Consider the following 24065-nt stretch of genomic DNA (forward strand, 5'->3'; position numbering starts at 1 on the left):
AGGCCGCCCCCACGGTCGACCGCTGGCCTGCTTGAATGAACGACGTAGTCCCCCGACGCAGTGACCTGGCAGCCGTGACGCGCGGCGAAGAAGATCAAGAGGTGCACCCATGACCAAGCCGACCGACTCGAACACTCCGGTCCCCGCCGCCTCGGCGCCGAAACCCGGGCCCCGTCCCGGACCGCGACCCGGTCCCCGTCCCGCCGACGGCGGCCCCACCCCGGCGGTGCCGGTGCACCCGGTGCCGGCAGGCGACCCGACGAGGTTCGGCCGGATCGACGCCGACGGCGCCGTCTGGCTCCGAACCGCCGCGGGCGAGAGGCAGATCGGTTCGTGGCAGGCCGGCACGGTCGACGAGGGCCTGGCACACTTCGCTCGCAAGTTCACCGATCTGGCGACCGAGGTGGAGATCCTCGAGGAGCGGCTGGCCGCCCGGTCCGGCGACCCGCGCAAGACGCAGGCCACCGCGGCGCATCTGCTCGCCGAACTCCCCGACGCCCAGGTGATCGGCGACGTCGACGAGTTGTCGACCCGTCTCGAATCGATCCTCGCCGGGGCCGACGACGTCGCCAAACAGGTGCAGGACCAGCGCGAATCGGCGCGAACCTCGGCGATCGGCCGCAAGGAGGAGCTGGCGGCCGAGGCCGAGCGGATCGGCGCCGAGAGCACCTCGTGGAAGGCGGGCGGCGACCGACTGCGCGCCATCCTCGACGAGTGGAAGACCGTCAAGGGGATCGACCGCAAGACCGACGACGCCCTCTGGCGCCGCTACTCCAAGGCACGGGACGCCTTCAACCGCCGCCGCGGCGCGCACTTCGCCGAACTCGACCGCGAACGCGCGGGCGCCAAGTCGCGCAAGGAGGAGCTGATCGCGCAGGCGCAGGAGCTGTCGTCCTCCACCGACTGGGTGGCGACGTCGGCGAAGTTCCGCGAACTGCTCACCGAGTGGAAGGCCGCCGGCCGCGCCCCGCGCGATGCCGACGAGGCCCTGTGGGTCCGGTTCAAGGCGGCGCAGGACGTCTTCTTCCAGGCGCGCAACGCCGTCAACTCCGAACGCGATGCCGAGTTCGCCGACAATGCGAAGGCCAAGACCGGCCTCCTGGACGAGTACGAGGGGCGGATCGACCCGGCGAGCGATCTGGAGGCCGCGCGCCGCGAGTTCCGGGCCTTCCGCGAGAAGTGGGACGAGATCGGCAAGGTTCCCCGCGAGCAGATGCATCGGCTCGAGAACCGCGCGCGTGCGCTGGAGAAGCGACTGCGCGACGAGGAGGACGCCGACTGGACGCGGACCGACCCGGAGGCGCAGGCGCGCGCGGCGCAGTTCACCGAGCGCGCCGACAAGCTCGACGAGCAGGCCGCCAAGGCCGCCGCGGCCGGCAAGGAGCGCGACGCCGCCGACCTCCGTCAGCAGGCCGCGCAGTGGCGCGAGTGGGCCAACGCGGCGCACTCGGCGCTCACCGACCGCTGACCGCTGACCGCTGACCGACGACGGCTGACCGAGACGGCGAGGCGGGCAGGGCGCCGGCCCCAGGCACGACGAAGAGCGGGAGCCCGGACCGAATGGTCCGGGCTCCCGCTCTTCTCGCGACGGCGGTCAGTCCGCCTTCGGCCGATCGTCAGTGGAACCGTCGCCACCGTCGTCGGCCGCGCTGCGGGGCGGGACCGGCCGCTGCAAGGACAGCCCGAAGGCCTCCCGATGGGCGGCCTGGGCGCGTCGTTCCTGTTCCAGCGACAGCTGGTAGGCGCTGCGGTTCCACACCACGCGCGCCCAGTGGAAGACGAGCACGATCGAGACTGCCCAGCCCAGGAACAGCCCGGGGCCGGCACCGGTGGGAGCGACGGTCTCGTTGACGCCGACGGTGTTACGGGTCCAGATCGCCAGCATGCCCGCAACCGCGGCGACGGCCGTGCCGCAGAGCGCGATCCACGCGATCACCCAGCGGCGCGAGATCAGCGCCAGCGTCGACATGCCGATCGCGAAGATCAGCAGCAGGAACACGAAGATCTCCGACGGCAGCTTGATGTGCTCGTCGTGTGCCGTCTGCGACATCGTCAGCACGTCCAGACCTGATGCCTTGCCCGCGTGCGGCAGGACCAGCGACACCATGGCCAGCAGGACGCAGATCGCGACGACGACCGCACGACCGCCAGGATCGATCTCGCCGGCGACCTTCTTCTCGGCCTTGCGGAGATCCTTCTCGTACTCGTTGAAGGTCGCCATGTCCTCTTTACTCATTGCCGCCCTCTTCACTGCCGCCTTCTCCAGTCATTGCCAGCCTTCGTGTGCTCATCGCCAGCCTTCTTCTGCTCATTGTCAGTGTTCTTCTGCTCAGGAGCATCCGGCGGTGCCGCAGGTGCTCGTCGGTGCGGGATCGGGCCGGGCGCCGATCGAGGGCATCCCCAGGCCCACACCGACCGGCCCGGTGGTCGGGGTGATGCCTGCCTCGTGGGCGTCGCCCGCACGGGTGCGCCGATGGGTGAGAACTCCGCCATCCGCGATCAGGTGATGCGGTGCGGCCTCGGTGATCGTCACCGTCACCACATCGCCCGGCCGGATCCGCGCGGCCTCGTCGGCGCGGAAATGGACGAGTCGGCCATCGCGGGCGCGTCCCGACATCCGTCCGGTCTCGGCGTTCTTGCGGCCCTCCGCGGCGGCCACCAGCAGCTCCGCCTCGGTGCCGATCAGGGCGGTGTTCCCCTCGAGGCAGATGCGTTCCTGCAGGGCGATCAGCCGCTGGTACCGCTCGGTGACGACCTCCGGCGGCACCTGGTCGGCCATGGTCGCCGCCGGCGTCCCCGGGCGCGGCGAATATTGGAAGGTGAAGGCGCTGGAGAACCGCGCCTTCTCCACCACGTCCAGGGTCTCGGCGAAGTCCTCTTCGGTCTCGCCGGGGAAGCCGACGATGATGTCGGTGGTGATCGCGGCGTGCGGCATGGCTTCGCGGACCCGGTCGAGGATGCCGAGGAACTTGCTCTTGCGGTAGCTGCGACGCATGGCGCGCAGCACACGGTCCGAACCGGACTGCAGCGGCATGTGGAGCTGCGGGCAGATGTTCGGGGTCTGCGCCATCGCCTCGATGACGTCGTCGGTGAACTCGGCCGGATGCGGCGAGGTGAAGCGCACCCGCTCCAGTCCCTCGATGTCGCCGCAGGCGCGCAGCAGCTCGGCGAAGGCGCCGCGGTTGCGCGGCGTGTCGGGATCGTCGAACGACATGCCGTAGGCGTTGACGTTCTGACCCAGCAGCGTCACTTCCAGCACGCCCTGGTCGGCGAGCGCCGCCACCTCGGCGAGCACGTCGCCGGGGCGCCGGTCCACCTCCTTGCCCCGCAGCGACGGGACGATGCAGAACGTGCAGGTGTTGTTGCAGCCGACCGACACCGACACCCAGCCCGAGTACGCCGAGTCCCGGCGGGCCGGCAGCGTCGACGGGAACCGTTCGAGCGATTCCAGGATCTCGACCTGCGCCTCCTCGTTGTGCCGCGCACGCTCGAGCAGCACCGGCAGCGAACCGATGTTGTGCGTCCCGAAGACCACGTCCACCCAGGGGGCGCGCGTACGCACGGTGTCCTTGTCCTTCTGCGCCAGGCAGCCCCCGACCGCGATCTGCATGCCGGGCCGACCGGCCTTCACCGGGGCCAGGTGCGACAGGTTGCCGTAGAGCTTGTTGTCCGCGTTCTCCCGAACCGCACAGGTGTTGAAGACGACGAGGTCGGCGGCGTCGTCGTCGGCCGCCGCCACGTAACCCGCGTCTTCGAGCAACCCCGCGATCCGCTCCGAATCGTGCACGTTCATCTGACAGCCGAACGTCCGCACCGAATACGAACGCGGCATACTCGACACATCGTCGGGGATCATTTCGCCGGGGGCCTCAACACTCACACTTCAAGGTTACGTGCCGAGGCAAATCCGCCCGCGTCACACTTGTCTGCCACTACGTTGATATCCATGGCCGACACGAATGCCGCCCCGATGATCTCGATGTCGAATGTGCAGAAGCATTACGGCGACCTCCACGTACTGCGAGACATCGATCTCGAAGTGCCGCGCGGACAGGTGGTGGTCGTCCTCGGCCCCTCCGGCTCGGGCAAGTCGACGCTGTGCCGCACCATCAATCGACTCGAACCCATCGACAGCGGCGAGATCCGCATCGAAGGGCAACTGCTCCCCGCCGAAGGCCGCGACCTGGCGCGATTGCGGGCCGACGTCGGGATGGTCTTCCAATCGTTCAACCTGTTCTCCCACAAGACGATCCTCGACAACGTCACGCTCGGTCCGATCAAGGTCCGCAAGACGTCCAAGGCCGACGCCGTCAAACGGGCGGTCGAACTCCTCGACCGCGTGGGCGTCGGCACTCAGAAGGACAAGTACCCGGCGCAGTTGTCGGGCGGACAGCAGCAGCGGGTGGCGATCGCCCGCTCGCTGGCGATGAGTCCCAAGGTGCTGCTGTTCGACGAGCCGACGTCGGCGCTGGACCCCGAGATGGTCAGCGAGGTACTCGACGTGATGGTCTCGCTCGCCAAGGAGGGGATGACCATGGTCGTCGTCACCCACGAGATGGGCTTCGCCCGCAAGGCCGCCGACCGGGTGATCTTCATGGCCGACGGGCAGATCGTCGAGGACACCGATCCGGAGAGCTTCTTCACCGCACCGAAGTCCGACCGCGCGAAGGACTTCCTGTCGAAGATCCTCGGAGGCTGACCGTGACACGACTTCGACGAACACCACCGCGAACCGTGCGCCGGCTGGGCGCGATGCTCGCCGCCCTCGCGCTGCTGGCCGCGGCCGTGACCGGCTGCGGGAACGCCGAGCCGCGCGATCTGATCGCATCCATCAAGTCCGGCCACGTGGTGCTGGGCACCAAGTACGACCAGCCCGGCCTCGGCCTCCAGGGACCGGACGGCTCGGTCACCGGCTTCGACCCCACCGTCTCCGAGTTCGTCGTCAACCACATCGCCGACCGGCTCGGGGTCGCGCACCCGCAGATCACCTGGCGCGAGACGCCCTCGGCGCAACGCGAGACGCTCATCGGCAACGGCGAGGTCGACATGATCGCCGCCACCTACTCGATCAACGAGGCCCGGGCGAAGAAGGCCGCCTTCGCCGGCCCCTACCTGGTCACCTACCAGGGGCTGCTCGTCCGCAAGAACGACGACTCGCTGAACTCGCTGATGGATCTGAACAACGGCAAGAAGCTGTGTTCGGTGAGCGGTTCGACGTCGGCCCAGAACGTGAAGGCGCAGCTGTCGGGAGTGCAGTTGCAGGAGTACGACTCGTACTCCTCCTGCGTGGAGGCGCTGAGGCGAGGGAAGGTCGACGCCCTGACCACCGACGAGACGATCCTCGCCGGCTACGCGCACCGCTATCCCGGGGAGTTCAAGCTGGTGTCGATGACGTATCCGAAGGACGCCTGCGTCAAGGGCAAGTTGAAGAAGCAGGGCCAGCCCTTCTCCACCGAGCGCTACGGCATCGGCATGGCCAAGAACTACCCCCAGGCGGTCACCGACGTGAACGAGGCGATCACCGCCATGCTGCAACCCACGCCGGGCACCGATTCGTCGCCGTGGAGCCGCGCACTGCGCTCCTCGCTGGGCGATGAGACGGTCGACGCGTGGATCGCGCGCGCCGACGCCCCCGGATCCAAATACCGGCTCCTGCCCACCGTCGGCGACCTGGACTTCCTGACCGCTCCGTCGACCACCTGTAAAGGAGGTGCGTAGATGTCTGAACTCTGGGCCAGCATGGGCCCGCAGATCTGGCCCGCGTTCTGGATCACCTTGAAGCTGACCTTCTACTCCGCGATCGGTGCGCTGGTGTGGGGCGTGCTACTGGCGGCGATGAAGGTCTCCCCGGTGCCGGTGATGCGCGGCTTCGCCACCGTCTACGTCAACGTCGTGCGCAACACTCCGCTGACGCTCATCGTGCTGTTCTGCTCCATCGGCCTCTACCAGAATCTGGGGCTCACGCTGGCACCGGAGAACGCCCACTTCATCGAGAACAACAACTTCCGCCTCGCCGTCCTCGGCTTCGTCGTGTACACGGCGACCTTCGTGTGCGAGACCCTGCGGGCCGGCTTCAACACGGTGCCGATCGGGCAGGCCGAAGCCGCCCGCGCGCTCGGTCTGCCGTTCAGCCACGTCTTCGGCCTCATCGTGCTGCCGCAGGCACTGCGCACGGTGATCGCTCCCCTCGGCTCGGTCCTGATCGCGCTGACGAAGAACACGACGATCGCCTCGGTGATCGGCGTGGCGGAGGCCTCGCTGCTGATGAAGTCCGAACTGGAGACCCACGGCGACCAGATCCTCGTCATCTTCGCCATCATCGCCATCGGCTTCATGATCATCACCCTCGCCGAGGGCGCCGTCTTCGGCTGGGCCGCCAAGCGATGGGCGGTGAAGCGATGAGCGACGAATCGACCGTCCTCTACGACGCACCGGGGCCCCGGGCCCGCATCCGCAACCGCATCACCGCGGTGGTGTTCATCGCAATACTGGCGGCGATCGCCGCCTACGTCATCGTGATCCTGGCCGACAACGGTCCGCTCGACGCGGACATGTGGCGTCCGTTCACCGTCTCCGGAACCTGGACCACCTGGCTGCTCCCCGGTCTGTGGGGCACGCTCAAGGCCGCCTTCGTCTCGATCGTGCTGGCACTGATCATCGGCGCCCTGCTGGGGATCGGCCGCATGTCGGAGCATCGGGTGATCCGCGCGGTGTCCGGCTTCATCGTCGAGGTGTTCCGCGCCATCCCCGTGCTGATCCTGATGTTCTTCGCGTACTTCCTGTTCGCCAAGTACGCGGTGGTCCCCTCGTCCCAGCTCTCCTTCGCCGCCGTCGTCTTCGGCCTGACCCTCTACAACGGCTCGGTGATCGCCGAGATCCTCCGAGCCGGCATCCAGGCCGTCCCCCGCGGGCAGTCGGAGGCCGCGCTGTCGGTGGGCTTGCGCAAATCACAGATGATGCGGATGATCCTGCTGCCGCAGGCGGTGACGGCGATGCTGCCCGCCTTGATCTCCCAGATGGTGATCGCGCTCAAGGACAGCGCCCTGGGGTACGCCTTCGGCTACATCGAGGTCGTTCGGTCGGGCATCGTGTCGGCGTCCTACTGGGGCAACTACCTGCCCTCGCTGGTGATCGTCGCGCTGATCATGATCACGATCAACTTCTGCCTCACCGGATTCGCCAACTACCTCGAGCGACGACTCCGGCGCGGACGCCGGAAGACCGATGTCCCCGATCCCGACGTCGCCGAACTCGAGACCATGGAGAACGTGCCCGGATTCACCCGGATCGGCGAGTAGCCGCCCGCGCGCGAGGCCGCCTCAGGCGGCCCGAGCCGGCTTCAATCGGCCCGGGCCCGGTCGAGGACCTCTTTGACGACCGACCCGATCAGGTCGGGAGGGAAGCCTCGTCGGCCGAGCGCGCCGGCCAGGCGCCGATAGGCCTTCGCGTGCACCTCTCGGTCACGCAGGAGTTCGCCGGAGACGTTGAGCTTCTTCTCGGCGAGCCGCACCGCGATCTCGCGCTCACCGTCGGGGTCGATCTGTGCCAGGGCCTGCGCGGCGACCTCCTCGTCGATCCCCTTGGTGCGCAACTCGCGCTTGAGCGCCAGCCGACCCCGAGCCGAGCCCGCGTGCCGTGATCGGACCCATTCGGCGGCGAACTCGGTGTCGTCGAGGAGCTTCCACTCGTCGAGCCGGGCCATCGTCTTGTCGACGTCGTCGGGCTCGAAGCCGCGAGCCTCGAGGCGTTGACGCATCTCGGCACGGCTGCGTGCTCTGGTGCCCAGCAATCGCAGCGCGGCGTCCCAGGGCGAAGGCCCGGACCGAGTCGGCTTGGTCGCCTCCCCGATGCCGGACCCGGCCTCGTCAGGTGATGACTCGTCGGGCGTCATGCTGTCCGGGTCGGTCAGAAGTCGACCGGCTCGGGGGCCACCTCGTCGGCGTCGGCGGCCTGGCGGCCGATGCCGAGCTTGTCCTTGATCTTGCCCTCGATCTCGTTGGCGACGTCGGGGTTCGCGAGCAGGAACTTGCGGGCGTTCTCCTTGCCCTGCCCGAGCTGGTCGCCCTCGTAGGTGAACCACGAGCCCGACTTGCGGATGAAGCCCTCGGCCACGCCGAGGTCGATCAGCGAGCCCTCACGGCTGATGCCGTGTCCGTACAGGATGTCGAACTCGGCCTGCTTGAAGGGCGGCGCGACCTTGTTCTTGACCACCTTGACGCGGGTGCGGTTGCCGACGGCGTCGGTACCGTCCTTCAAGGTCTCGATGCGACGCACATCCAGTCGTACCGAGGCGTAGAACTTGAGCGCCTTGCCGCCGGTCGTCGTCTCCGGCGAGCCGAACATCACGCCGATCTTCTCGCGCAGCTGGTTGATGAAGATCGCAGTGGTGTTGGTGTTGTTGAGTCCCGAGGTCATCTTGCGCAGCGCCTGGCTCATCAGCCGGGCCTGCAGACCGACGTGGCTGTCGCCCATCTCGCCCTCGATCTCGGCCTTGGGCACCAGTGCGGCCACCGAGTCGATGACCAGGATGTCGATCGCGCCCGAACGGATCAGCATGTCGGCGATCTCCAGCGCCTGCTCACCGGTGTCGGGCTGCGAGACCAGCAGCGCGTCGATGTCGACGCCCAGCTTGGCCGCGTACTCCGGGTCGAGTGCGTGCTCGGCGTCGATGAACGCCGCGATGCCGCCCGCGGCCTGCGCGTTGGCGACCGCGTGCAGTGCGACCGTCGTCTTACCCGACGATTCGGGGCCGTAGACCTCGACGATCCGGCCGCGGGGCAGGCCGCCGATGCCGAGCGCGATGTCGAGTGCGACCGACCCGGTCGGGATCACCTCCATCGGCGGACGGGTGTCCTCGCCGAGTCGCATGACCGAGCCCTTGCCAAAACTCTTGTCGATCTGGGCGAGCGCCAGATCCAGTGCCTTCTGCCGATCAGTCACGGGTGCCATCGGTCTCTCCTCCGGGTGCTGCTGTGGGTTGAACGTTGTCCGTGTGGGTTGAACGTTGTCCGCTGTCGTGACCACACATTAGGACCATGGTCTGACATTTCTCGATTCGTTCATCGAGTCACGCCGCGATTCGGACCGGTCGCTGAAATTCTGCAGTCATTCAATTGGACGCACCAGAGCGCACTCCGGTTCCATTTCAGGATAGCGAACAGACGTTCGAGAGCAACCCGGCACGCCGAAACCGCCGGTCACCATCGCTCCGGGGGCACCTCGAACTCGCGGCACAGGGCCCGCCAGACCAGCTTCGGATCCACGCCTTCGGCGATCGCCTGCCGCCCGGTGCGCCCGCCCAGTTCGAGGAGCACCAGATCGGCGAGCAGCCCGTCGGCCCGTTCCCGGCCGAACTCCGCCTCGGTCAGTTCGGTGAACTCGGTCAGCCGCACGCGACACCCGCCTCTCCTCGCGCACCGACGCACCGCGCGTGCGTCCGTGCGATGACCGCCACCGGATCGACGACCTGCGCGGCACTCGCCGCTGCCGCTCGCGCCCGGTCCGCTCGTTCGGCGTCGTCCAGGACAGACTCGATCGCGGTCTCGAGCGCCTCCGCGGTGGCCGGGCGGACCAGGACGCCGCATCCCATCCGCTGCACCCGATTGGCCAGCTCCCACTGGTCGCCGCCGCCGGGGACGGTCACGACCGGCACTCCGGCGAGCAGCGTCTTGGCGAGCATCCCGTGTCCGCCGCCGCAGATCACCAGGTCGGCGTCCGGCAGCAACTCGTCCTGCCGCGCGGTCGCGGCCACCAACCCGGTCGGCGCGGTCGTCGTCGGGGGCGCGGTGAGCGCGGAGTAGACCACTCGCACCGGGCGCCGCGCCTGCACGCGGGCCAGCGCGATGAGCGCCGCCTCCCCCAGGTCGCCCGCCCCGGTCGCAGCCGTCGACGGCGCGACCACCACCAGCGGCCCGTCTCCGTCGGGGCGGGCGAAGATCTCGTCGGTCGGCTCGAACAGCAGCGGCCCCACCAGGTGCGTGTCGGCCGGCCAGTCGGGGCGAGCGACCTCCAGCGCGGGCAGCGTGGCGACCAGCCGTGCGGCAGGCTCCGACGGGCCCGCGAGTTCGATGGCGCGCCGCGCCCGTCGACGCTGCCTGCGGCCCCTCGCCTCGGCCGGTCGGGCACCGGCACGCAGCAGCGCGTCCCGGAGGCGCCCGCGGACGCCGGTGCCCGCAGCCATCCCGGCACCGATCGGGGGCAGCGCTCTCGACTGCTGGTACAGCGGGTGCGGCGACAGCTCGATCCAGGGCACGCCCACCAGCTCGGCGGCCCATCCTCCCGCCACCGTGATCACATCGCTGACCACCAGGTCGACGCCGGCGAGCGCGAGCTCGGGCGCCAGCTCCACCGCCATCCGGGCGGCCCGCACACTCAGCTTGGCACCGGCGTCCTCGTCATCGTCATCGACTCGCGCGGCCAGGGAGGGAAGTGCGCGCACCTGCAGACCGCGCGCCGACGCCGCCGGGGCCCACCGCTCGCCGGTGTAGACGATCGGCCGCATTCCGGCCGCCGACAACCGCGCGGCCAGACCGAGCGCCGGGAAAGCGTGCCCGGCGTCCGACCCGGCCACGACGGCCACCGTCAGCGGCGGGAGGTTCAGTTCTGCTCCGGCGCCTGCGGCGCGGGTGCGGCCTCGGCCGGGTTCACCTGCGGCTGGGCGTCCGACGCCGCACCGGGTGCCAGCGCTCCCCCGCCCATGCTGGCGCGGATCTGCTCCAGGCGGGCGTGACCGGCCATCTGGACGCCCGCGGCCTCGACCTCGGCCATGCGGCCGGCGACCGAGCCCTTCGCCAGCTCGGCCGAGCCGAGGGCGTTGGCGTACCGGCGCTCGATCTTGTCGCGCACCTGCTCCAGGTTGGGCGTGTTGCCGGGCGCCGACAGCTCGCTCATCTGGTTGAGCGAAGCGCTGACCTGCTCCTGCATCTTGGCCTGCTCGAGCTGGCTGAGCAGCTTGGACCGCTCGGCGAGCTTCTGCTGCAGCGTCATCGCATTGCGCTCGACGGCCTGCTTGGCCTGCGCGGCGGCCTGCAACGACTGGTCATGCAGGACCTTGAGGTCTTCGACGTTCTGCTCCGCGGTCACCAGCTGCGCCGCGAAGGCCTCGGCCGCATTGGTGTACTCGGTCGACTTCGCCGCGTCGCCCGCGGTGGCCGCCTGGTCGGCGAGAGTGAGCGCCTGACGGGTGTTGCCCTGCAGCTTCTCGATCTCCTCGAGCTGACGGTTGAGCCGCATCTCGAGCTGACGCTGATTGCCGATGACGGCGGCGGCCTGCTGCGAGAGCGCCTGGTGCTGTCGTTGCGCGTCCTCGATGGCCTGCTGGATCTGCACCTTGGGATCGGCGTGCTCGTCGATCTTGGCGTTCCCCAGAGCCATCAGGTAGTTCCAGAACTTCACAAACGGATTGGCCATCGGTCTTCCATACTCCTCGTAACGCGCGGATGGCGTCGTTGTCGATCGATCACGCGGCGGCGAGAGCTGCGGGCACTCCCTCGTCGTCCACCGAGTCTTCTTGGGGGGCAATGACTTCGACGACACCGTCGGCGCCGTCGACACGATTGTCGGCGACCAGCGTATCGGGTCCGGCGAGCTGAGCACGCGCCGGGCGCATGACGTCCGCCACCTGGAACAGGACATCGCCGATCGGCACCTCGAGCGCGCCGCAGATCGATGCCAGCAGTTCGCTCGACGCCTCCTTGCGTCCGCGCTCCACTTCGGACAGGTATCCGAGCGAGACCCTCGCGTTGGTCGAGACCTCGCGGAGAGTGCGTCCCTGACCTGTCCGAACCCGTCGCAGCTCATCGCCGATCGCCTCACGCAAGAGCAGTGCCACGCGCGGTCCTCCTCACGATTGCCTCACCTGCCGCCGCTGCGGCCGGTGCTTGGGTCAAAGCCTGTGTCGTCGACAGTAGCGGAATTCGCCATCGAACGCCGCACGCCTGCGACGACTGCGTCGCGCGTCTAGCCCGCGCGGCGGCGGAGCCGGATCGCCCGCCAGACGTAGTCCAGACCGGTCACCACCGTGGCGACGACGGCGGCGATCATGAGCACCCACGCGGTGGTGTGCCACACTCCGCTCAGCGGCAGCACGAACAGGCCGATGGCCACCGACTGCAGCAGCGTCTTCACCTTGCCCCCGTGACTGGCCGCGATCACGCCGTGCCGCAGCACCCAGAAGCGCAGGCCGGTCACGCCGATCTCGCGGGCCAGGATGACCACGGTCACCCACCAGGGAAGCTCGCCGAGGATCGACAGGCCGAGCAGCGCCGCTCCGATCAGCGCCTTGTCGGCGATCGGGTCGGCCATCTTGCCGAAGTCCGTCACCAGATTCAGTCCGCGGGCCAGCCGGCCGTCGAGCTGATCGGTGAACGCCGCGACCGCGAACACGGTGAACGCGGCGATCCGCCAGCTCGCCGTGGCGCCGTCGTCGACGAACAGAAGGACCACGAACACCGGAACCAGCACGATCCGGAACACCGTCAGGGCGTTCGCGATGTTCACCACCGGGACGGCGGCCAACTCATCGCCGATCACGCGGCGCGCAGGTTCACTCACGTGGTCAAGCCTAACGTCACCGGTTTCCCGGACTCTCGAAGGGCGCATTCGGACCTGCGACTACTCTTCCTGTCATGGACAGTGAACATCTCCCGACGCGCCCCGACGAGCCCTCCGCGGTGCTCGTGCGCCGCGCGCGGACGAGCGATGTTCCCCGGATCAAAGAGCTCATCGACATCTACGCGGGCAAGATCCTGCTCGAGAAGAACCTGGTCACCCTGTACGAATCGGTCCAGGAGTTCTGGGTCGGCGAGGTCGGCGGTCGGGTGGTCGGGTGCGGCGCGCTGCACGTGATGTGGTCCGACCTCGGCGAGGTCCGCACCGTCGCCGTCGACACCGCGCACTCCGGTCACGGGATCGGTCACCGGATCGTGGCCCGCCTCATGGAGGTCGCGCGCGAACTCGAACTCGATCGCGTCTTCGTCCTCACCTTCGAGACCCAGTTCTTCGCCCGCCACGGGTTCGTCGAGATCGACGGCACGCCGGTCTCGCGCGAGGTCTTCGAGGAGATGTGCCGCTCGTACGACACCGGCGTCGCCGAGTTCCTCGACCTGAGCTTCGTCAAGCCGAACACCCTCGGCAACACGCGCATGCTCGCCCACCTCTGACCTCATCTCGCACGTTCATTCCACGACTTCGTTCCGCAACCGAGAGGACTGCAAACCATGGCGCTCTTCGCCGTCGACTACACCTACGCTCCCGACGCCGCCGCGGTCCGCGACCGGTTCCGTCCCGAGCACCGCGAATGGCTCGGGGCGCAGCACGCGGTCGGTGCGCTGCAGTTCGTCGGCCCGTACCCCGACGGCAGCGGGGCGCTGCTGATGATCACCGCCGCCGACGACGACGCCGCCCGCACGCTCCTGGCCGGGGATCCGTTCGCCCGCGAGTCGGCGATCGCCGCAGTGTCGGTCAAGGAATGGGTGCAGGTCTACGGTCCGTTCTGACCAATCGGGTCGGCTACCGGTTCGCGTCCGCTCGGGCGCGACGCCGACTGACCGCCAGGCTCGCCACCGTCGTCACCACCAGCGTTCCGCCGATCACCCCCAACGACAGCGGGGTGCTGATCTCGGGGACCGCCACGGCCTCGCCGCCGTTGATGAAGCCCAGGGTGTTCTCGTGCAGGGCGTGCAGAACCAGCTTGGCGCCGATGAAGGCCAGGATCAGCGACAGTCCGTACGACAGGTAGATCAGCTTGTCGAGCAGGCCGCCGAGCAGGAAGTACAGCTGCCGCAGCCCCATCAGCGCGAAGGCGTTGGCGGTGAACACCAGGTACGGCTCCTGCGTGAGGCCGTAGATCGCCGGGATCGAGTCGAGGGCGAAGAGCACGTCGGTGAATCCGATGACCACCAGCACCATCAGCAGCGGTGTCATCATCGTCTTGCCGTCGACCCTGGTCAGCAGTCGGTCACCGTCGTAGGTGTCGCTCGCACGGAACCACTTCTTCAGGATCCGTTCGAGACGGCCCTCGCGTTCGCGCTCGTGCGCGGCGGGCTCGTCGCTCTCGCGCAGCAGCTTGACCGCGGTGAACAGCAGGAACAGTCCGAACAGGTAGAAGACCCAGCTGTAGGCGTTGATCGCGGCCGCGCCGACGGCGATGAACGCCCCGCGCATCACCAGCGCCATCACGATCCCCAGCAGCAGCACCTTCTGCTGGTACACGCGCGGCACCGCGAACTTCGTCATGATGACGACGAAGACGAACAGGTTGTCGACCGACAGCGCCTTCTCGGTGACGTAGCCGGCGAAGTACTCGCCGCCGAAGGTGCCGCCCCACTTCCACCACACGAAGCCGCCGAAGACCGCGGCGACGGTGATGTAGACCGCCGACCAGAAGCCGGATTCGCGCAGGGTCGGCTCGTGGGGTGTTCGCACGTGGGCGAAGAAGTCGAAGACGAACAGGCCGAGGATCACCGCGATGGTGATCAGCCAGGTGACGGACGAGACATTCATGGGTTCTCCAACACGTAGCACGAAGCGACGATGTCGAAGGTCTCTCCCACCGGCAGCATCGGAGCCGGCGGCGCCCCCGGGAACGCTGCCTTCATCCGATCTGCGGATGAGCGGCAGCGGTCCGTACTGACGAAGACGCCTGCGAGTCGGGGATACTCCCCTTCAAGATCTCGGCCAGTCTACCCCACGCCGGTCAGTCGCCCGGCTCCGGATCGCCGCCGCCGGTGATCGAGGCGATGACGCCGGCCAGGTCCTCGGGTTTGACCAGCACCTCGCGTGCCTTCGACCCCTCGCTCGGGCCGACGATGTCGCGGGTCTCCATCAGATCCATCAGGCGACCCGCCTTCGCGAAACCGACCCGGAGCTTGCGCTGGAGCATCGACGTGGAGCCGAACTGGCTCGAGACGACCAACTCGATGGCCTGCAGGAGATCGTCGAGGTCGTTGCCGATGTCCGCGTCGATGTCCTTCTTGTCGCCGGCCTTGGCCGTGGTGACCCCGTCGGTGTAGTCGGGCTCGGACTGCTCGCGCGTGAACTCGACGACGGCCGCGATCTCCTCGTCGGTGATGAACGCGCCCTGCATGCGCACCGGCTTGTTGGCGCCCATCGGCAGGAACAGACCGTCGCCCATGCCGATCAGCTTCTCCGCGCCCGGCTGGTCGAGGATGACGCGCGAGTCGGTGAGCGAACTGGTGGCGAACGCCAGGCGGCTGGGGACGTTGGTCTTGATCAGGCCGGTCACCACGTCGACCGAGGGCCGCTGGGTGGCGAGCACCAGGTGGATGCCTGCGGCGCGCGCCTTCTGCGTGATCCGCACGATGGCGTCCTCCACGTCGCGCGGCGCGGTCATCATCAGGTCGGCGAGCTCGTCGACGATCGCCACGATGTACGGATACGGCTTGTACACCCGCTCCGAGCCCAGCGGCGTGGAGATCTCCCCCGACCGCACCTTGGCGTTGAAGTCGTTGATGTGCCGCACGCGCGAGGCCTTCATGTCCTGGTAACGCTGCTCCATCTCATCGACCAGCCATGACAGCGCGGCGGCCGCCTTCTTCGGTTCGGTGATGATCGGCGTGATCAGGTGCGGAATCCCCTCGTACGGGGTGAGCTCCACCATCTTCGGGTCGATCAGGATCAGACGCACCTCGTCGGGGGTGGCCCGGCTCAGGAGCGAGACCAGCATCGAGTTGACGAAGCTGGACTTGCCCGAGCCGGTGGAACCGGCGACCAGCAGGTGCGGCATCTTCGCCAGGTTGGCGCTGACGAAGTCGCCCTCGATGTCCTTGCCGAGACCGATGACCAGCGGATGGTCCTCGCGGCGGGTGGACGGTGCGGCGAGCACGTCCGACAGCCGGACCATCTCGCGGTCGGAGTTCGGAACCTCGATGCCGACCGCCGACTTCCCAGGGATCGGCGCGAGCATGCGGACGTTGTCGGTGGCGACCGCGTACGCGATGTTGCGGTGCAGCTGGGTGATCTTCTCGACCTTGACCGCCGGGCCCAGTTCGACCTCGTAGCGGGTGACCGTCGGACCGCGGGTGTACCCGGTGACCGCGGCGTCCACCTTGAACTGCTCGAGCACGGTGTTGATCCGGTCGATCATCTCGTCGTTGGCCGACGTGCCGCGCTTGGCGGGTTCGCCCTGCACCAGGAGGTCGGCGGGAGGCAGCACGTAGTCGCCTTCGACGGCGCGGTCGACGAAGGCGTCGTGCGCCCGGTGGGCCGGCGAATCCGGCTCGTCGGCCCCGTCGTGCTCGGGCGCGGCGGTCTCGTGCCGTGCCGGGCGCCGAGGTGCGGTCGACGGCGCCGGGCGACGAGCGGCTCGGGCGGGCGGCGCCGGTTCGTCGTCCACGAGATCGTCGAAGGCGTCGATCGGCAGGGTCGGATGGTCGCGGGACGGGTCGACGGGCAGTTCCGCGGTGTCGTTCTCGTACTCGCCATCGCCGTATGCCCCATCGCTGTATGCCCCGTCGCCGTAATCGTCGGCGCCGTAGTCGCGATAGTCGTCGTGGCCGTCCGGTCGCGCCGCAGGCAGCGGCTCGGTCACCAGATCGGGCAGGTGGGAGTCGCGGTCCTCGCCCGCGGTGCGGCGCGATCGCGGAGCGCCGGTCCGCTGTCGGCGGCGGCGGTCGGGCGGGTAGTTGTGGTACGGATCCCCGTATCCGCCGGCCGGACCGGCGTCGACGTCGAGCTCCCGGCGGTCGTCGGCACGATCCCCGTCCCCGTAGCCCCCGTCCCCGTAATCGTCGGCGGGGTCGTCGGCCGCATAGTCGAAGTCGTCGTAGTCCCGGTCGTCGTAATCCCGGTCGTCGTAATCCCGGTCGTCGTAGTCCCGGTCGTCGTCCCAGTCGTCGTAGGCGACGCCGAGCCCGAGGTACTCCGAGACGGCGTCGGCGACCTGGCCGACGCTGCGGCCGCTCAGGGCCAGCACCCCCGCGGCGGCCAGCATCAGGAACAGCGGCACGGTCAGCCACACGGTCACCGCATCGGTCAGCGGTCCGGCGATGACGTATCCGAGGTAGCCTGCGGATTCGGCGCGCGCGTCGTATCCGGTGGGCGCCCCCTGCGCGAGATGCACCAGACCGAGCAGGGCGATCGCGAGCAGAATCGTGCCCACGATGCCGCGCACCCTGCGTCGCGGATTGGCGGGCAGCCGCATCACCAGCACCGCGATCAGCAGCATCGCCACCGGAACCACATAGGCGACCGCGCCGACGGCGGCTCGCACGAGGGTGTCGATGAAGCCGCCGAACGGACCGAAGGCCTGGAACCACACCCCGAACATGATCAACGCCGCCAGCAGGGTCAGCGCCAGACCGGCACCGTCGCGGCTCCGCGCGGGCTCGTCGTCGCGATGGGCGCCGATCCGGCACAGCCCACCGAGGCCGCGTGCGACGAGATTCCAGGTCGCGGCGGCGGCATGTCCGATGCTGCGGGCCACGGCCGGACTGTGCGGTTCGCGCTTGAGATCCTGCGAATGAGCCGGTCGCCGAGGCGCGCCGGAGCGAGCGGGCGGCTTGCGGGTGCCCGCGCCCGAACTCGAGCCGGCCCCTCGCGATCGTGTCCCCCCACGAGCGGCGCCGCTGCGCGACCGGCCGGCCTGCGTCTGGCTCGAAGACTTCGCCTTCGAGCCGGACGCACCCCGACTGCGCGTTGATGCATTGGAAGCCATGGCCCCCAGCCTAGTGCCCAACGTTCACTACAGTCACACTGGCAACACCGGGCGGTCACGGTCGTGTTGATATCGTGACCGATTCGGTCGTTGCGAAACCACTGGTCGCGGACTCAACCCCCTCGTCGGCCTCGCCCTTGCCGGACTCACAGGCTCCGTCGTGCGCTCCGCAGACTGGCGACCGCGGCGGGCGGTCCGTCGAAGTGCACCTCGACCGGCGCGCGACCGAAGGCGAACAACAGCAGTTCCCCGACCGTCCCGGACACCGTGACCGCCGCTCCGCGCCCGACCGTCAGCAGTTCGCGGCCGCCGGTCGTCAACGTGGTCCGCGCCGGCGAGGCGGCCATGATCCGTCGGCCGACGGTCCGCAGCGGGAACTCCAGCGCCGCCTCGAGCTCGGCCGACAACACCCGCGGCACCACCGGCCCGGCCGGATCGGCTCCCCCGCGCAGCACATCCTCGTGGTGCACGAACATCTCGGCCAGATTCAGATAGCGATCGCCGACGCGGAAGGGCGAATACCAGGGCGGCCCCTGCGCCAACAGCACCAGCAACTCGTCCCACGGCTTGTCGCGGTACCGATCGGTCACCGCAGCGGTGTGCGCGGCCAGCGACGTCACGAACATGCCCGCCGTCGCATCGAGTCTGCGTTCGCGCAGGATCAGGTGGATCGCGAGATCGCGGTTGTTCCAGCCCTCACACAGGGTGGGGGCGTCCGGTCCGGCGGCGCGCATGGATTCGACCAGCGACGCACGCTCGGACCGGGCCGGATTCACCTGTTCTCCCCCACCGCGATCACGGTCGGCACGATCATCGGACGACGCCGGTACTTCTCGGCCACCCAGCGTCCGACGACCCGCCGCACGCCCTGCGCGATCCGATGCGAGTCGGTGACGCCCTCGTTCGCGAGTTCGGTGAGCGCCTTGTCGACCAGCTCCGCGGCGTCGGCCAGGGCGCTGGGATCGTCGGAGAAGCCACGTCCGGAGACGGTCGGCTTGCTCACCCGCGCACCGGTCGACGCGTCGATCGCCACCGAGATGCCGATGAAGCCGCCCTCCCCCAGCACCAGTCGATCCGAGAGCGTCGACTCGCCGACGTCGCCGACCGACAGGCCGTCGACATAGACGTAGCCGACCGGAACACGGCCGGTGATCTGGGCGCGTCCGTCGACCAGGTCGACCACCACGCCGTCCTCGGCCAGGACGATGCGGTCGGACGGGACGCCGGTCGCCTCGGCGAGCGCGGCATTGGCGCGCAGGTGCCGCCATTCGCCGTGCACCGGCATCGCATTCGACGGCCGGACCGCGTTGTAGAGGTACAGCAGCTCGCCTGCCGACGCGTGGCCGGACACGTGCACCTTGGCGCTCGCCTGGGTGACGACGGTGGCGCCGCGCTTGGCCAGGCCGTTGACCACGGCGAAGACCGAGTTCTCATTGCCCGGGATCAGCGACGACGCCAGCACCACCAGGTCGTCGGCACGGATGTTGATCTGCCGGTGCTCACCGCGCGCCATCCGCGACAGCGCGGAGAGGGGTTCGCCCTGCGAGCCGGTCGAGATCAGCACGAGCCGGTGGTCGGGCAGGGTGGCCGCGGTGTCCATGTCGACCACGACGCCGTCGGGCACCGTCAGGTAGCCGAGATCCTGCGCGATCTGCATGTTGCGGACCATCGACCGACCGACGAAGGTGACGCGCCGACCGTGCCGGTGCGCCACGTCGACGATCTGCTGGATGCGATGCACGTGGCTGGCGAAGGACGCGACGATGACGCGCTGGCGGGCCTTGCCGATCACCGTGTCCAGGACGCCGCCGATCTCGCGCTCGGGCGTCACGAAGCCGGGGACCTCGGCGTTGGTGGAGTCCACCAGGAACAGGTCGACGCCCTCGTCGCCGAGACGGCTGAAGCCCGCGAGGTCGGTCAGCCGGTTGTCGAGCGGCAGCTGGTCTAGCTTGATGTCGCCGGTGTGCAGCACCAGACCGGCCGGCGTGCGGATCGCGACGGCGACCGCGTCCGGGATCGAGTGGTTGACCGCAAAGAACTCGCAGTCGAAGATCCCGTGGTGCTGCCGGTCGCCCTCGGCGACCTGGATCAGCTTGGGCCGCAGCCGGTGCTCGCGGCACTTGGCCGCCACCAGCGCGAGGGTGAAGCGGGAGCCGACGATCGGGATGTCGCCGCGCAGCTTCAGCAGGAAGGGGACGGCCCCGATGTGATCCTCGTGACCGTGCGTTAGGACGACGGCCTCGATGTCGTCCACGCGATCCTCGATGTATCCGAAGTCGGGAAGGATCAGGTCGACGCCCGGCTGCGCGTCCTCGGGGAACAGCACACCGCAGTCGACGATGAGCAGTTTGCCGTCGTACTCGAAGACCGTCATGTTGCGACCGATCTCGCCGATGCCGCCGAGCGCGACCACGCGGAGTCCGCCCTTGGGCAGCTTCGGCGGCGCGGGCAGGCGATCGATCACCTCACCGGTCACGCTCGACCCGGTGGCCGCGGCGACGCGATTGGAGACCTGCTGCCCGGCACCCTGCTTCTTCTGCCCGCCGCGACGCTGCGAACCCCTCTTCTTGGACCCGCCCTGCGACTGCGCGTCCTGCTTGGGTGCGTCCTGCTTCGGGGCCTCCTGCTTGGGGGCGTCCTGCCTGGCGGTCTCCTGCTTCGGGGTCTCCTGCTTGGTCGGAGCGGCCTTCGCCACCGGCGGTCCGGCCTGACGGGAGGCGCGGCGGCGCCGCTGCACCGCGGGCCGACCCGCTCCCTCGGTCGCGCCCGCCGCGTTGTTCGGGTCACTGTTGTTCTGGTCGCTGTTGTCTGACATCAGGAGATCACCTCGGCTGCGCGCAGATCGGCGATGAGTGCTTCGATCTGGGCGGGTTCGGCCGCGACCTGCGGCAATCGCGGATCCCCCACCTCCAGACCGGTGATACGAAGTGCGGTCTTGACCATGCAGACGCCGCCGAGACGGCCCATTGCGTCGACCAGTGGTGCCATCGACTCCGACAATCGCCGGGCAGTGGCGAGGTCGCCGGCCAGCACTGCCGCGCGCATGTCGCGCAGGCGACCCGGGACCAGGTGACCGATCACGCTGACGAATCCGGTGGCGCCGATCGACAGCCACGGCAGGTTGAGCGCGTCCTCGCCCGACAGGTACTCCAGGTCGGTCGCGGCCATGATCTTGGCCGCCGCGTGCAGGTCGCCCTTGGCGTCCTTGACGGCCTTGATGTTCGGGTGCTCGGCGAGCCGCAGGATGGTGTCGGTCTCGATCGGGATCACCGAGCGGGGTGGAATGTCGTAGAGCATGACCGGCAGATCGGCCGCGTCGGCGATGGTCCGGAAGTGCGCCAGCACGCCCGACTGCGGCGGCTTGCTGTAGTAGGGGGTGACGATCAGCAACCCGTCGGCGCCCAACGCCGACGCCTCACGGACCCGGCGAACCGATTCGGCGGTGTCGTAGCTGCCCGCGCCGTGCACGATCTTGGCGCGATCCCCGACCGTCTGGCTGACGACGCGAAGCAGGTCGTTCTTCTCCGCGACGGTGGTGGTCGGCGACTCGCCGGTGGTGCCGTTGACGACGATCGCATCGCATCCGGAATCGACGAGGTGTGTGGCCAGTTCGGCCGCCTTGTCGAGGTCGATCCGCCCCTCGGACGTGAAGGGGGTCACCATCGCTACGGACACCGTCCCGAAGGGGTGCTCCGAGCCTTGAGAATCAACCGAGTTCATGCCGCTCAGGCTACCGTCTGACACGACGGTCGCCTCTGTCAGCCCTCGAATACGAAGGGCGATGTCGCGACCTGAGTTCCGTCGGACAGTTCACCGATTTCGAAGTCGCCGAACGCAGTCGGGGCCGCGTCGCGCAGTTGCCGCAGACATTCCACGGCCAACTGCCGGATCTCCACGTCGGCGTGCTCGGTCGCGCGCATCCCGATGAAGTGCCGCCACGCCCGGTAGTTGCCGGTCACCACGATCCGCGTCTCGGTGGCGTTCGGAAGCACCGACCGTGCGGCCTGACGGGCCTGTTTGCGCCGCAGGATCGCGTTCGGGACATCGTCGAACTTGGCCTCGAGCGCCGTCAGCAGTTCGCTGTAGGCTTCGCGCGAGGCGTCGGTGGCCTTGACGAACAACTCCTCGAGCCGCTCGTCGCCGCGGATCGCCGGCGGCGCAACCACGTTCGAATCGTGCTCGGGAACGAACCGCTGCGAGAGCTGCGAGTACGAGAAGTGCCGGTGCCGGATCAGCTCGTGGGTGCACGAGCGGGAGATCCCGGTGATGTAGAAGGTGCACGTGGCGTGTTCGAACAGCGACGTGTGGCCGACCTCGAGCACGTGTCGCAGATAGCCGGCGTTGGTCGCCGTCCGCGGGTTCGGCTTGTGCCAGCTCTCGTAGCAGGCGCGTCCGGCGAACTCGATCAGCGCCTCGCCGCCGTCGGCGTCGGTGTCCCAGTCGACCTCGGGGGCGGTGAACTGGGTCGCCGCGACCAATTGGACCTTGAGTGGCACCAATTCCGACATTCGTCCTCCGCTCCGTTCGTTGCGATCCGGCCGTCCCGATTCGATCGGGCCGGACTCGATTGTCCCCCAGCTCGGGAAGTCGGTGAACGCCGCCCCGTACCCGTTCGGACGGCGTTACGATCGATCGGTCAGATTCGACCGGTCCCGGGGGCGAGCGGAGCGTTTCTCATGCCTGTGCCGACTCCCGACGTCTGTCCTGCTGAGCCGACCCGTCCCGGTGATCGAACCCGTCACGGTCGTCGACGGCGCCGACTGGCCGCCGTTCTGGGCGTGGCCGCCCTCGTCGCCGCCGGATGCGGTTCGGACGGTCGGTCCCCCGACTCCTCCCGGGTCGAGGTGTCGATCGGCGCCGCACCCAACCGCGATGTGATCGCCCTGCCGGGGTCGATCGACGCCCAGCTCACCGCCGCACTCGACCGGCTGCCGTCGCTGGCGACCGACGCCCTCGCCGAATCGAAGGTGCCGGGGATGGCGATCGGCGTCGTCCACGGTGACCGGACCGTCTTCACCGGCGGCTACGGCGTCCGGCGGGTGGACACCGACCAGCGGGTCGATCCGGACACCGTCTTCCAGATCGCCTCGGTGTCCAAACCGTTGTCGGCGACCGGCGTCGCCGCCGCCATCGGGCGCAGCGGGGGCGCACTGAGCTGGACGACTCCGGTTCACGAGCTGCTGCCCGATTTCGCCTTCTCCGACCCCACCGTGACCCGGATGGCCACGATCGGCGACGCGTTCAGCCACTGCACCGGCCTGCACACCGGTGCCGGCGACGACCTCGAGGACCTCGGCTACGACCAGCGGTACATCTTCGATCATCTCCGGTTCCAGCCGCTCGATGCCTTCCGCGCCTCGTACAACTACTCCAACTACGGTCTGACGATCGGCGCCGAGGCCGTCGCCGCGTCGCGCCACCAGTCGTGGCAGTCCATGATGCAGGATCTCGTCTTCGGCCCGCTCGGCATGACGTCGACGTCGACCCGGTACGCCGACTACGTCGCACGGCCCGATCGCGCCGTGCTGCACACGCTCGAGGACGGAGAGTTCGTCGCAGCCTACGATCGCCGGCCCGACCCGCAGGCGCCGGCCGGCGGAGTGTCGTCGAATGTCGAGGACCTGTCGAAGTGGATGCGGATGCTCCTCGCACACGGCCGCGTCGGCGACCGCGCGATCGCCGACGCCGATGCCCTCGCCCAGGCGATGACCCCGCAGGTCGTCTCGAGTCCGGGACCGTCCGTCGACGGTCGGCCCGGTCACTACGGATTCGGCTTCAACTCCGGCCCGCAGGTCGGCGGCCGGATGGCGCAGTCGCATTCCGGTGCCTTCTCGGTCGGCGCCGCGACCGCCTTCACCGTGATCCCCGATCTCGGCATCGGCATCGTCGTGTTGACCAACGGGGCACCGATCGGAGTGCCCGAAGCGGTGTCGGCACAGTTCCTCGACCTGGTCCAGTACGGGCACATCACCCGCGACTGGCTGGGCGATGCGCGCAAGAGCTTCGCGCCGTACACGGCGCCGGAGGGCGACCTGGTCGGCGCCCGGCGCCCGGCCGCCGCCGCGGCCCCGCCGTCGACGGCCGCGCTGGTCGGCCACTACGACAACCCGTACTTCGGTCCGCTCACCGTCTCCGCGGACCGCGGCGGGCTGTCGGTCGCGTTGGGGCCGGACGGTCGCGTTCGCATGGACGTGCAGCCGTGGGACGGCGCCACCTTCGCATACGCGCCCCGTAGCGAGAGTGCGCCCGCCGGCTCGCTCGCGAGCGCACACTTCGCGGCCGACGGCGCCACCGTTCGACTCTCCTCGTTCGACAGCCAGGGGCTGGGCACCTGGACCCGACGCGGCTGATCCGTCCGCCGCGAGTCCGCCGCGCCCGAGTCGGTCGCGCC

23 protein-coding genes are annotated in these 24065 nt (G+C 69.0%); 8 read left to right on the top strand and 15 right to left on the bottom strand.

All coding sequences use genetic code 11. The annotated features are described in order from the left end of the window. The first annotated feature begins 109 nt into the window (after positions 1 to 109). A complete protein-coding gene (locus tag AAFO60_RS01350; RefSeq protein ID WP_347954349.1) occupies positions 110 to 1468 on the top strand; it encodes a DUF349 domain-containing protein in 1359 nt (452 codons plus the stop codon). Between the two features lie 126 nt (positions 1469 to 1594). Here AAFO60_RS01350 and AAFO60_RS01355 read toward each other — a convergent pair whose 3' ends face one another. Both AAFO60_RS01355 and miaB read right to left on the bottom strand, forming a co-directional pair. Then, positions 1595 to 2236: an Rv2732c family membrane protein gene (locus AAFO60_RS01355; RefSeq protein WP_347954350.1), complete on the bottom strand. Its 642-nt coding sequence runs from the start codon at positions 2234 to 2236 to the stop codon at positions 1595 to 1597. Between the two features lie 93 nt (positions 2237 to 2329). Beyond that, a complete protein-coding gene (gene miaB / locus AAFO60_RS01360) occupies positions 2330 to 3832 on the bottom strand; it encodes a tRNA (N6-isopentenyl adenosine(37)-C2)-methylthiotransferase MiaB (protein WP_347954351.1) in 1503 nt (500 codons plus the stop codon). A gap of 138 nt (positions 3833 to 3970) precedes the next feature. Here miaB and AAFO60_RS01365 point away from each other — a divergent pair, with 138 nt between their 5' ends. The 4 genes from AAFO60_RS01365 to AAFO60_RS01380 are packed head-to-tail and all read left to right on the top strand — an operon-like array spanning position 3971 to position 7298. After that, positions 3971 to 4699 carry an amino acid ABC transporter ATP-binding protein gene (locus tag AAFO60_RS01365; RefSeq protein WP_347954642.1) on the top strand — a complete coding sequence of 243 codons (729 nt, stop codon included), beginning with the start codon at positions 3971 to 3973 and terminating at the stop codon, positions 4697 to 4699. 53 nt (positions 4700 to 4752) lie between these two features. Continuing rightward, complete coding sequence (locus AAFO60_RS01370) at positions 4753 to 5718, top strand: glutamate ABC transporter substrate-binding protein (RefSeq protein WP_347954643.1); 966 nt, start codon at positions 4753 to 4755, stop codon at positions 5716 to 5718. Further along, positions 5719 to 6402 (top strand): amino acid ABC transporter permease, encoded by a 684-nt coding sequence (locus AAFO60_RS01375; protein WP_347954352.1) that lies wholly within the window; start codon positions 5719 to 5721, stop codon positions 6400 to 6402. Then, positions 6399 to 7298 carry an amino acid ABC transporter permease gene (locus tag AAFO60_RS01380; RefSeq protein ID WP_347954353.1) on the top strand — a complete coding sequence of 300 codons (900 nt, stop codon included), beginning with the start codon at positions 6399 to 6401 and terminating at the stop codon, positions 7296 to 7298. The genes AAFO60_RS01375 and AAFO60_RS01380 overlap by 4 nt, the downstream gene beginning before the upstream one ends. A 41-nt stretch (positions 7299 to 7339) precedes the next feature. Here AAFO60_RS01380 and AAFO60_RS01385 read toward each other — a convergent pair whose 3' ends face one another. The 7 genes from AAFO60_RS01385 to pgsA form a co-directional block, all read right to left on the bottom strand. Then, positions 7340 to 7891 carry a regulatory protein RecX gene (locus AAFO60_RS01385; protein WP_347954354.1) on the bottom strand — a complete coding sequence of 184 codons (552 nt, stop codon included), beginning with the start codon at positions 7889 to 7891 and terminating at the stop codon, positions 7340 to 7342. A 14-nt stretch (positions 7892 to 7905) separates the two neighbouring features. After that, positions 7906 to 8949, bottom strand: a complete 1044-nt coding sequence (gene recA, locus AAFO60_RS01390) for a recombinase RecA (RefSeq protein ID WP_347954355.1) — start codon at positions 8947 to 8949, stop codon at positions 7906 to 7908. A gap of 248 nt (positions 8950 to 9197) precedes the next feature. Continuing rightward, positions 9198 to 9392 (bottom strand): DUF3046 domain-containing protein, encoded by a 195-nt coding sequence (locus tag AAFO60_RS01395; RefSeq protein ID WP_347954356.1) that lies wholly within the window; start codon positions 9390 to 9392, stop codon positions 9198 to 9200. After that, positions 9383 to 10585 carry a glycosyltransferase gene (locus AAFO60_RS01400; RefSeq protein WP_347954644.1) on the bottom strand — a complete coding sequence of 401 codons (1203 nt, stop codon included), beginning with the start codon at positions 10583 to 10585 and terminating at the stop codon, positions 9383 to 9385. Before AAFO60_RS01400 ends, AAFO60_RS01395 begins: the two co-directional genes overlap by 10 nt. An 11-nt stretch (positions 10586 to 10596) precedes the next feature. Further along, complete coding sequence (locus AAFO60_RS01405; protein ID WP_347954357.1) at positions 10597 to 11409, bottom strand: PspA/IM30 family protein; 813 nt, start codon at positions 11407 to 11409, stop codon at positions 10597 to 10599. A gap of 49 nt (positions 11410 to 11458) precedes the next feature. Continuing rightward, positions 11459 to 11830 (bottom strand): helix-turn-helix domain-containing protein, encoded by a 372-nt coding sequence (locus AAFO60_RS01410; protein ID WP_347954358.1) that lies wholly within the window; start codon positions 11828 to 11830, stop codon positions 11459 to 11461. Positions 11831 to 11958: 128 nt separating this feature from the next. Then, complete coding sequence (gene pgsA / locus AAFO60_RS01415; protein WP_347954359.1) at positions 11959 to 12552, bottom strand: CDP-diacylglycerol--glycerol-3-phosphate 3-phosphatidyltransferase; 594 nt, start codon at positions 12550 to 12552, stop codon at positions 11959 to 11961. A 74-nt stretch (positions 12553 to 12626) separates the two neighbouring features. Here pgsA and AAFO60_RS01420 point away from each other — a divergent pair, with 74 nt between their 5' ends. Together AAFO60_RS01420 and AAFO60_RS01425 are read left to right on the top strand one after the other, a co-directional pair. After that, the gene (locus tag AAFO60_RS01420) at positions 12627 to 13160 is read left to right on the top strand and encodes an amino-acid N-acetyltransferase (protein WP_347954360.1); all 534 of its coding nucleotides are present in this window, start codon (positions 12627 to 12629) and stop codon (positions 13158 to 13160) included. 57 nt (positions 13161 to 13217) lie between these two features. Beyond that, positions 13218 to 13496, top strand: coding sequence for a YciI family protein (locus AAFO60_RS01425; protein ID WP_347954361.1), 279 nt, complete (start codon positions 13218 to 13220; stop codon positions 13494 to 13496). 13 nt (positions 13497 to 13509) lie between these two features. Here AAFO60_RS01425 and AAFO60_RS01430 read toward each other — a convergent pair whose 3' ends face one another. The 6 genes from AAFO60_RS01430 to thyX all read right to left on the bottom strand — a co-directional run bounded on the left by AAFO60_RS01430 (position 13510) and on the right by thyX (position 22182). Beyond that, complete coding sequence (locus tag AAFO60_RS01430) at positions 13510 to 14502, bottom strand: TerC family protein (RefSeq protein WP_347954362.1); 993 nt, start codon at positions 14500 to 14502, stop codon at positions 13510 to 13512. A 193-nt stretch (positions 14503 to 14695) separates the two neighbouring features. After that, positions 14696 to 17443: a DNA translocase FtsK gene (locus AAFO60_RS01435; protein WP_424327223.1), complete on the bottom strand. Its 2748-nt coding sequence runs from the start codon at positions 17441 to 17443 to the stop codon at positions 14696 to 14698. A 377-nt stretch (positions 17444 to 17820) separates the two neighbouring features. Next, positions 17821 to 18450, bottom strand: a complete 630-nt coding sequence (locus AAFO60_RS01440; protein ID WP_347954363.1) for a TIGR03085 family metal-binding protein — start codon at positions 18448 to 18450, stop codon at positions 17821 to 17823. Then, positions 18447 to 20489 (bottom strand): ribonuclease J, encoded by a 2043-nt coding sequence (locus AAFO60_RS01445; protein WP_347954364.1) that lies wholly within the window; start codon positions 20487 to 20489, stop codon positions 18447 to 18449. The genes AAFO60_RS01440 and AAFO60_RS01445 overlap by 4 nt, the downstream gene beginning before the upstream one ends. Then, positions 20489 to 21394 carry a 4-hydroxy-tetrahydrodipicolinate synthase gene (gene dapA, locus AAFO60_RS01450; protein WP_347954365.1) on the bottom strand — a complete coding sequence of 302 codons (906 nt, stop codon included), beginning with the start codon at positions 21392 to 21394 and terminating at the stop codon, positions 20489 to 20491. The genes AAFO60_RS01445 and dapA overlap by 1 nt, the downstream gene beginning before the upstream one ends. A 38-nt stretch (positions 21395 to 21432) precedes the next feature. Beyond that, positions 21433 to 22182, bottom strand: coding sequence for an FAD-dependent thymidylate synthase (gene thyX / locus AAFO60_RS01455; protein WP_347954366.1), 750 nt, complete (start codon positions 22180 to 22182; stop codon positions 21433 to 21435). Positions 22183 to 22350: 168 nt separating this feature from the next. On the opposite strand from thyX, the gene AAFO60_RS01460 reads away from it, so the two are divergent. Further along, a complete protein-coding gene (locus AAFO60_RS01460; RefSeq protein WP_347954367.1) occupies positions 22351 to 24024 on the top strand; it encodes a serine hydrolase domain-containing protein in 1674 nt (557 codons plus the stop codon). Positions 24025 to 24065: the final 41 nt, after the last annotated feature.

It is taken from the genome of Gordonia aichiensis, from assembly GCF_039946255.1.
In the GTDB taxonomy this organism is placed as follows: domain Bacteria; phylum Actinomycetota; class Actinomycetes; order Mycobacteriales; family Mycobacteriaceae; genus Gordonia; species Gordonia aichiensis_A.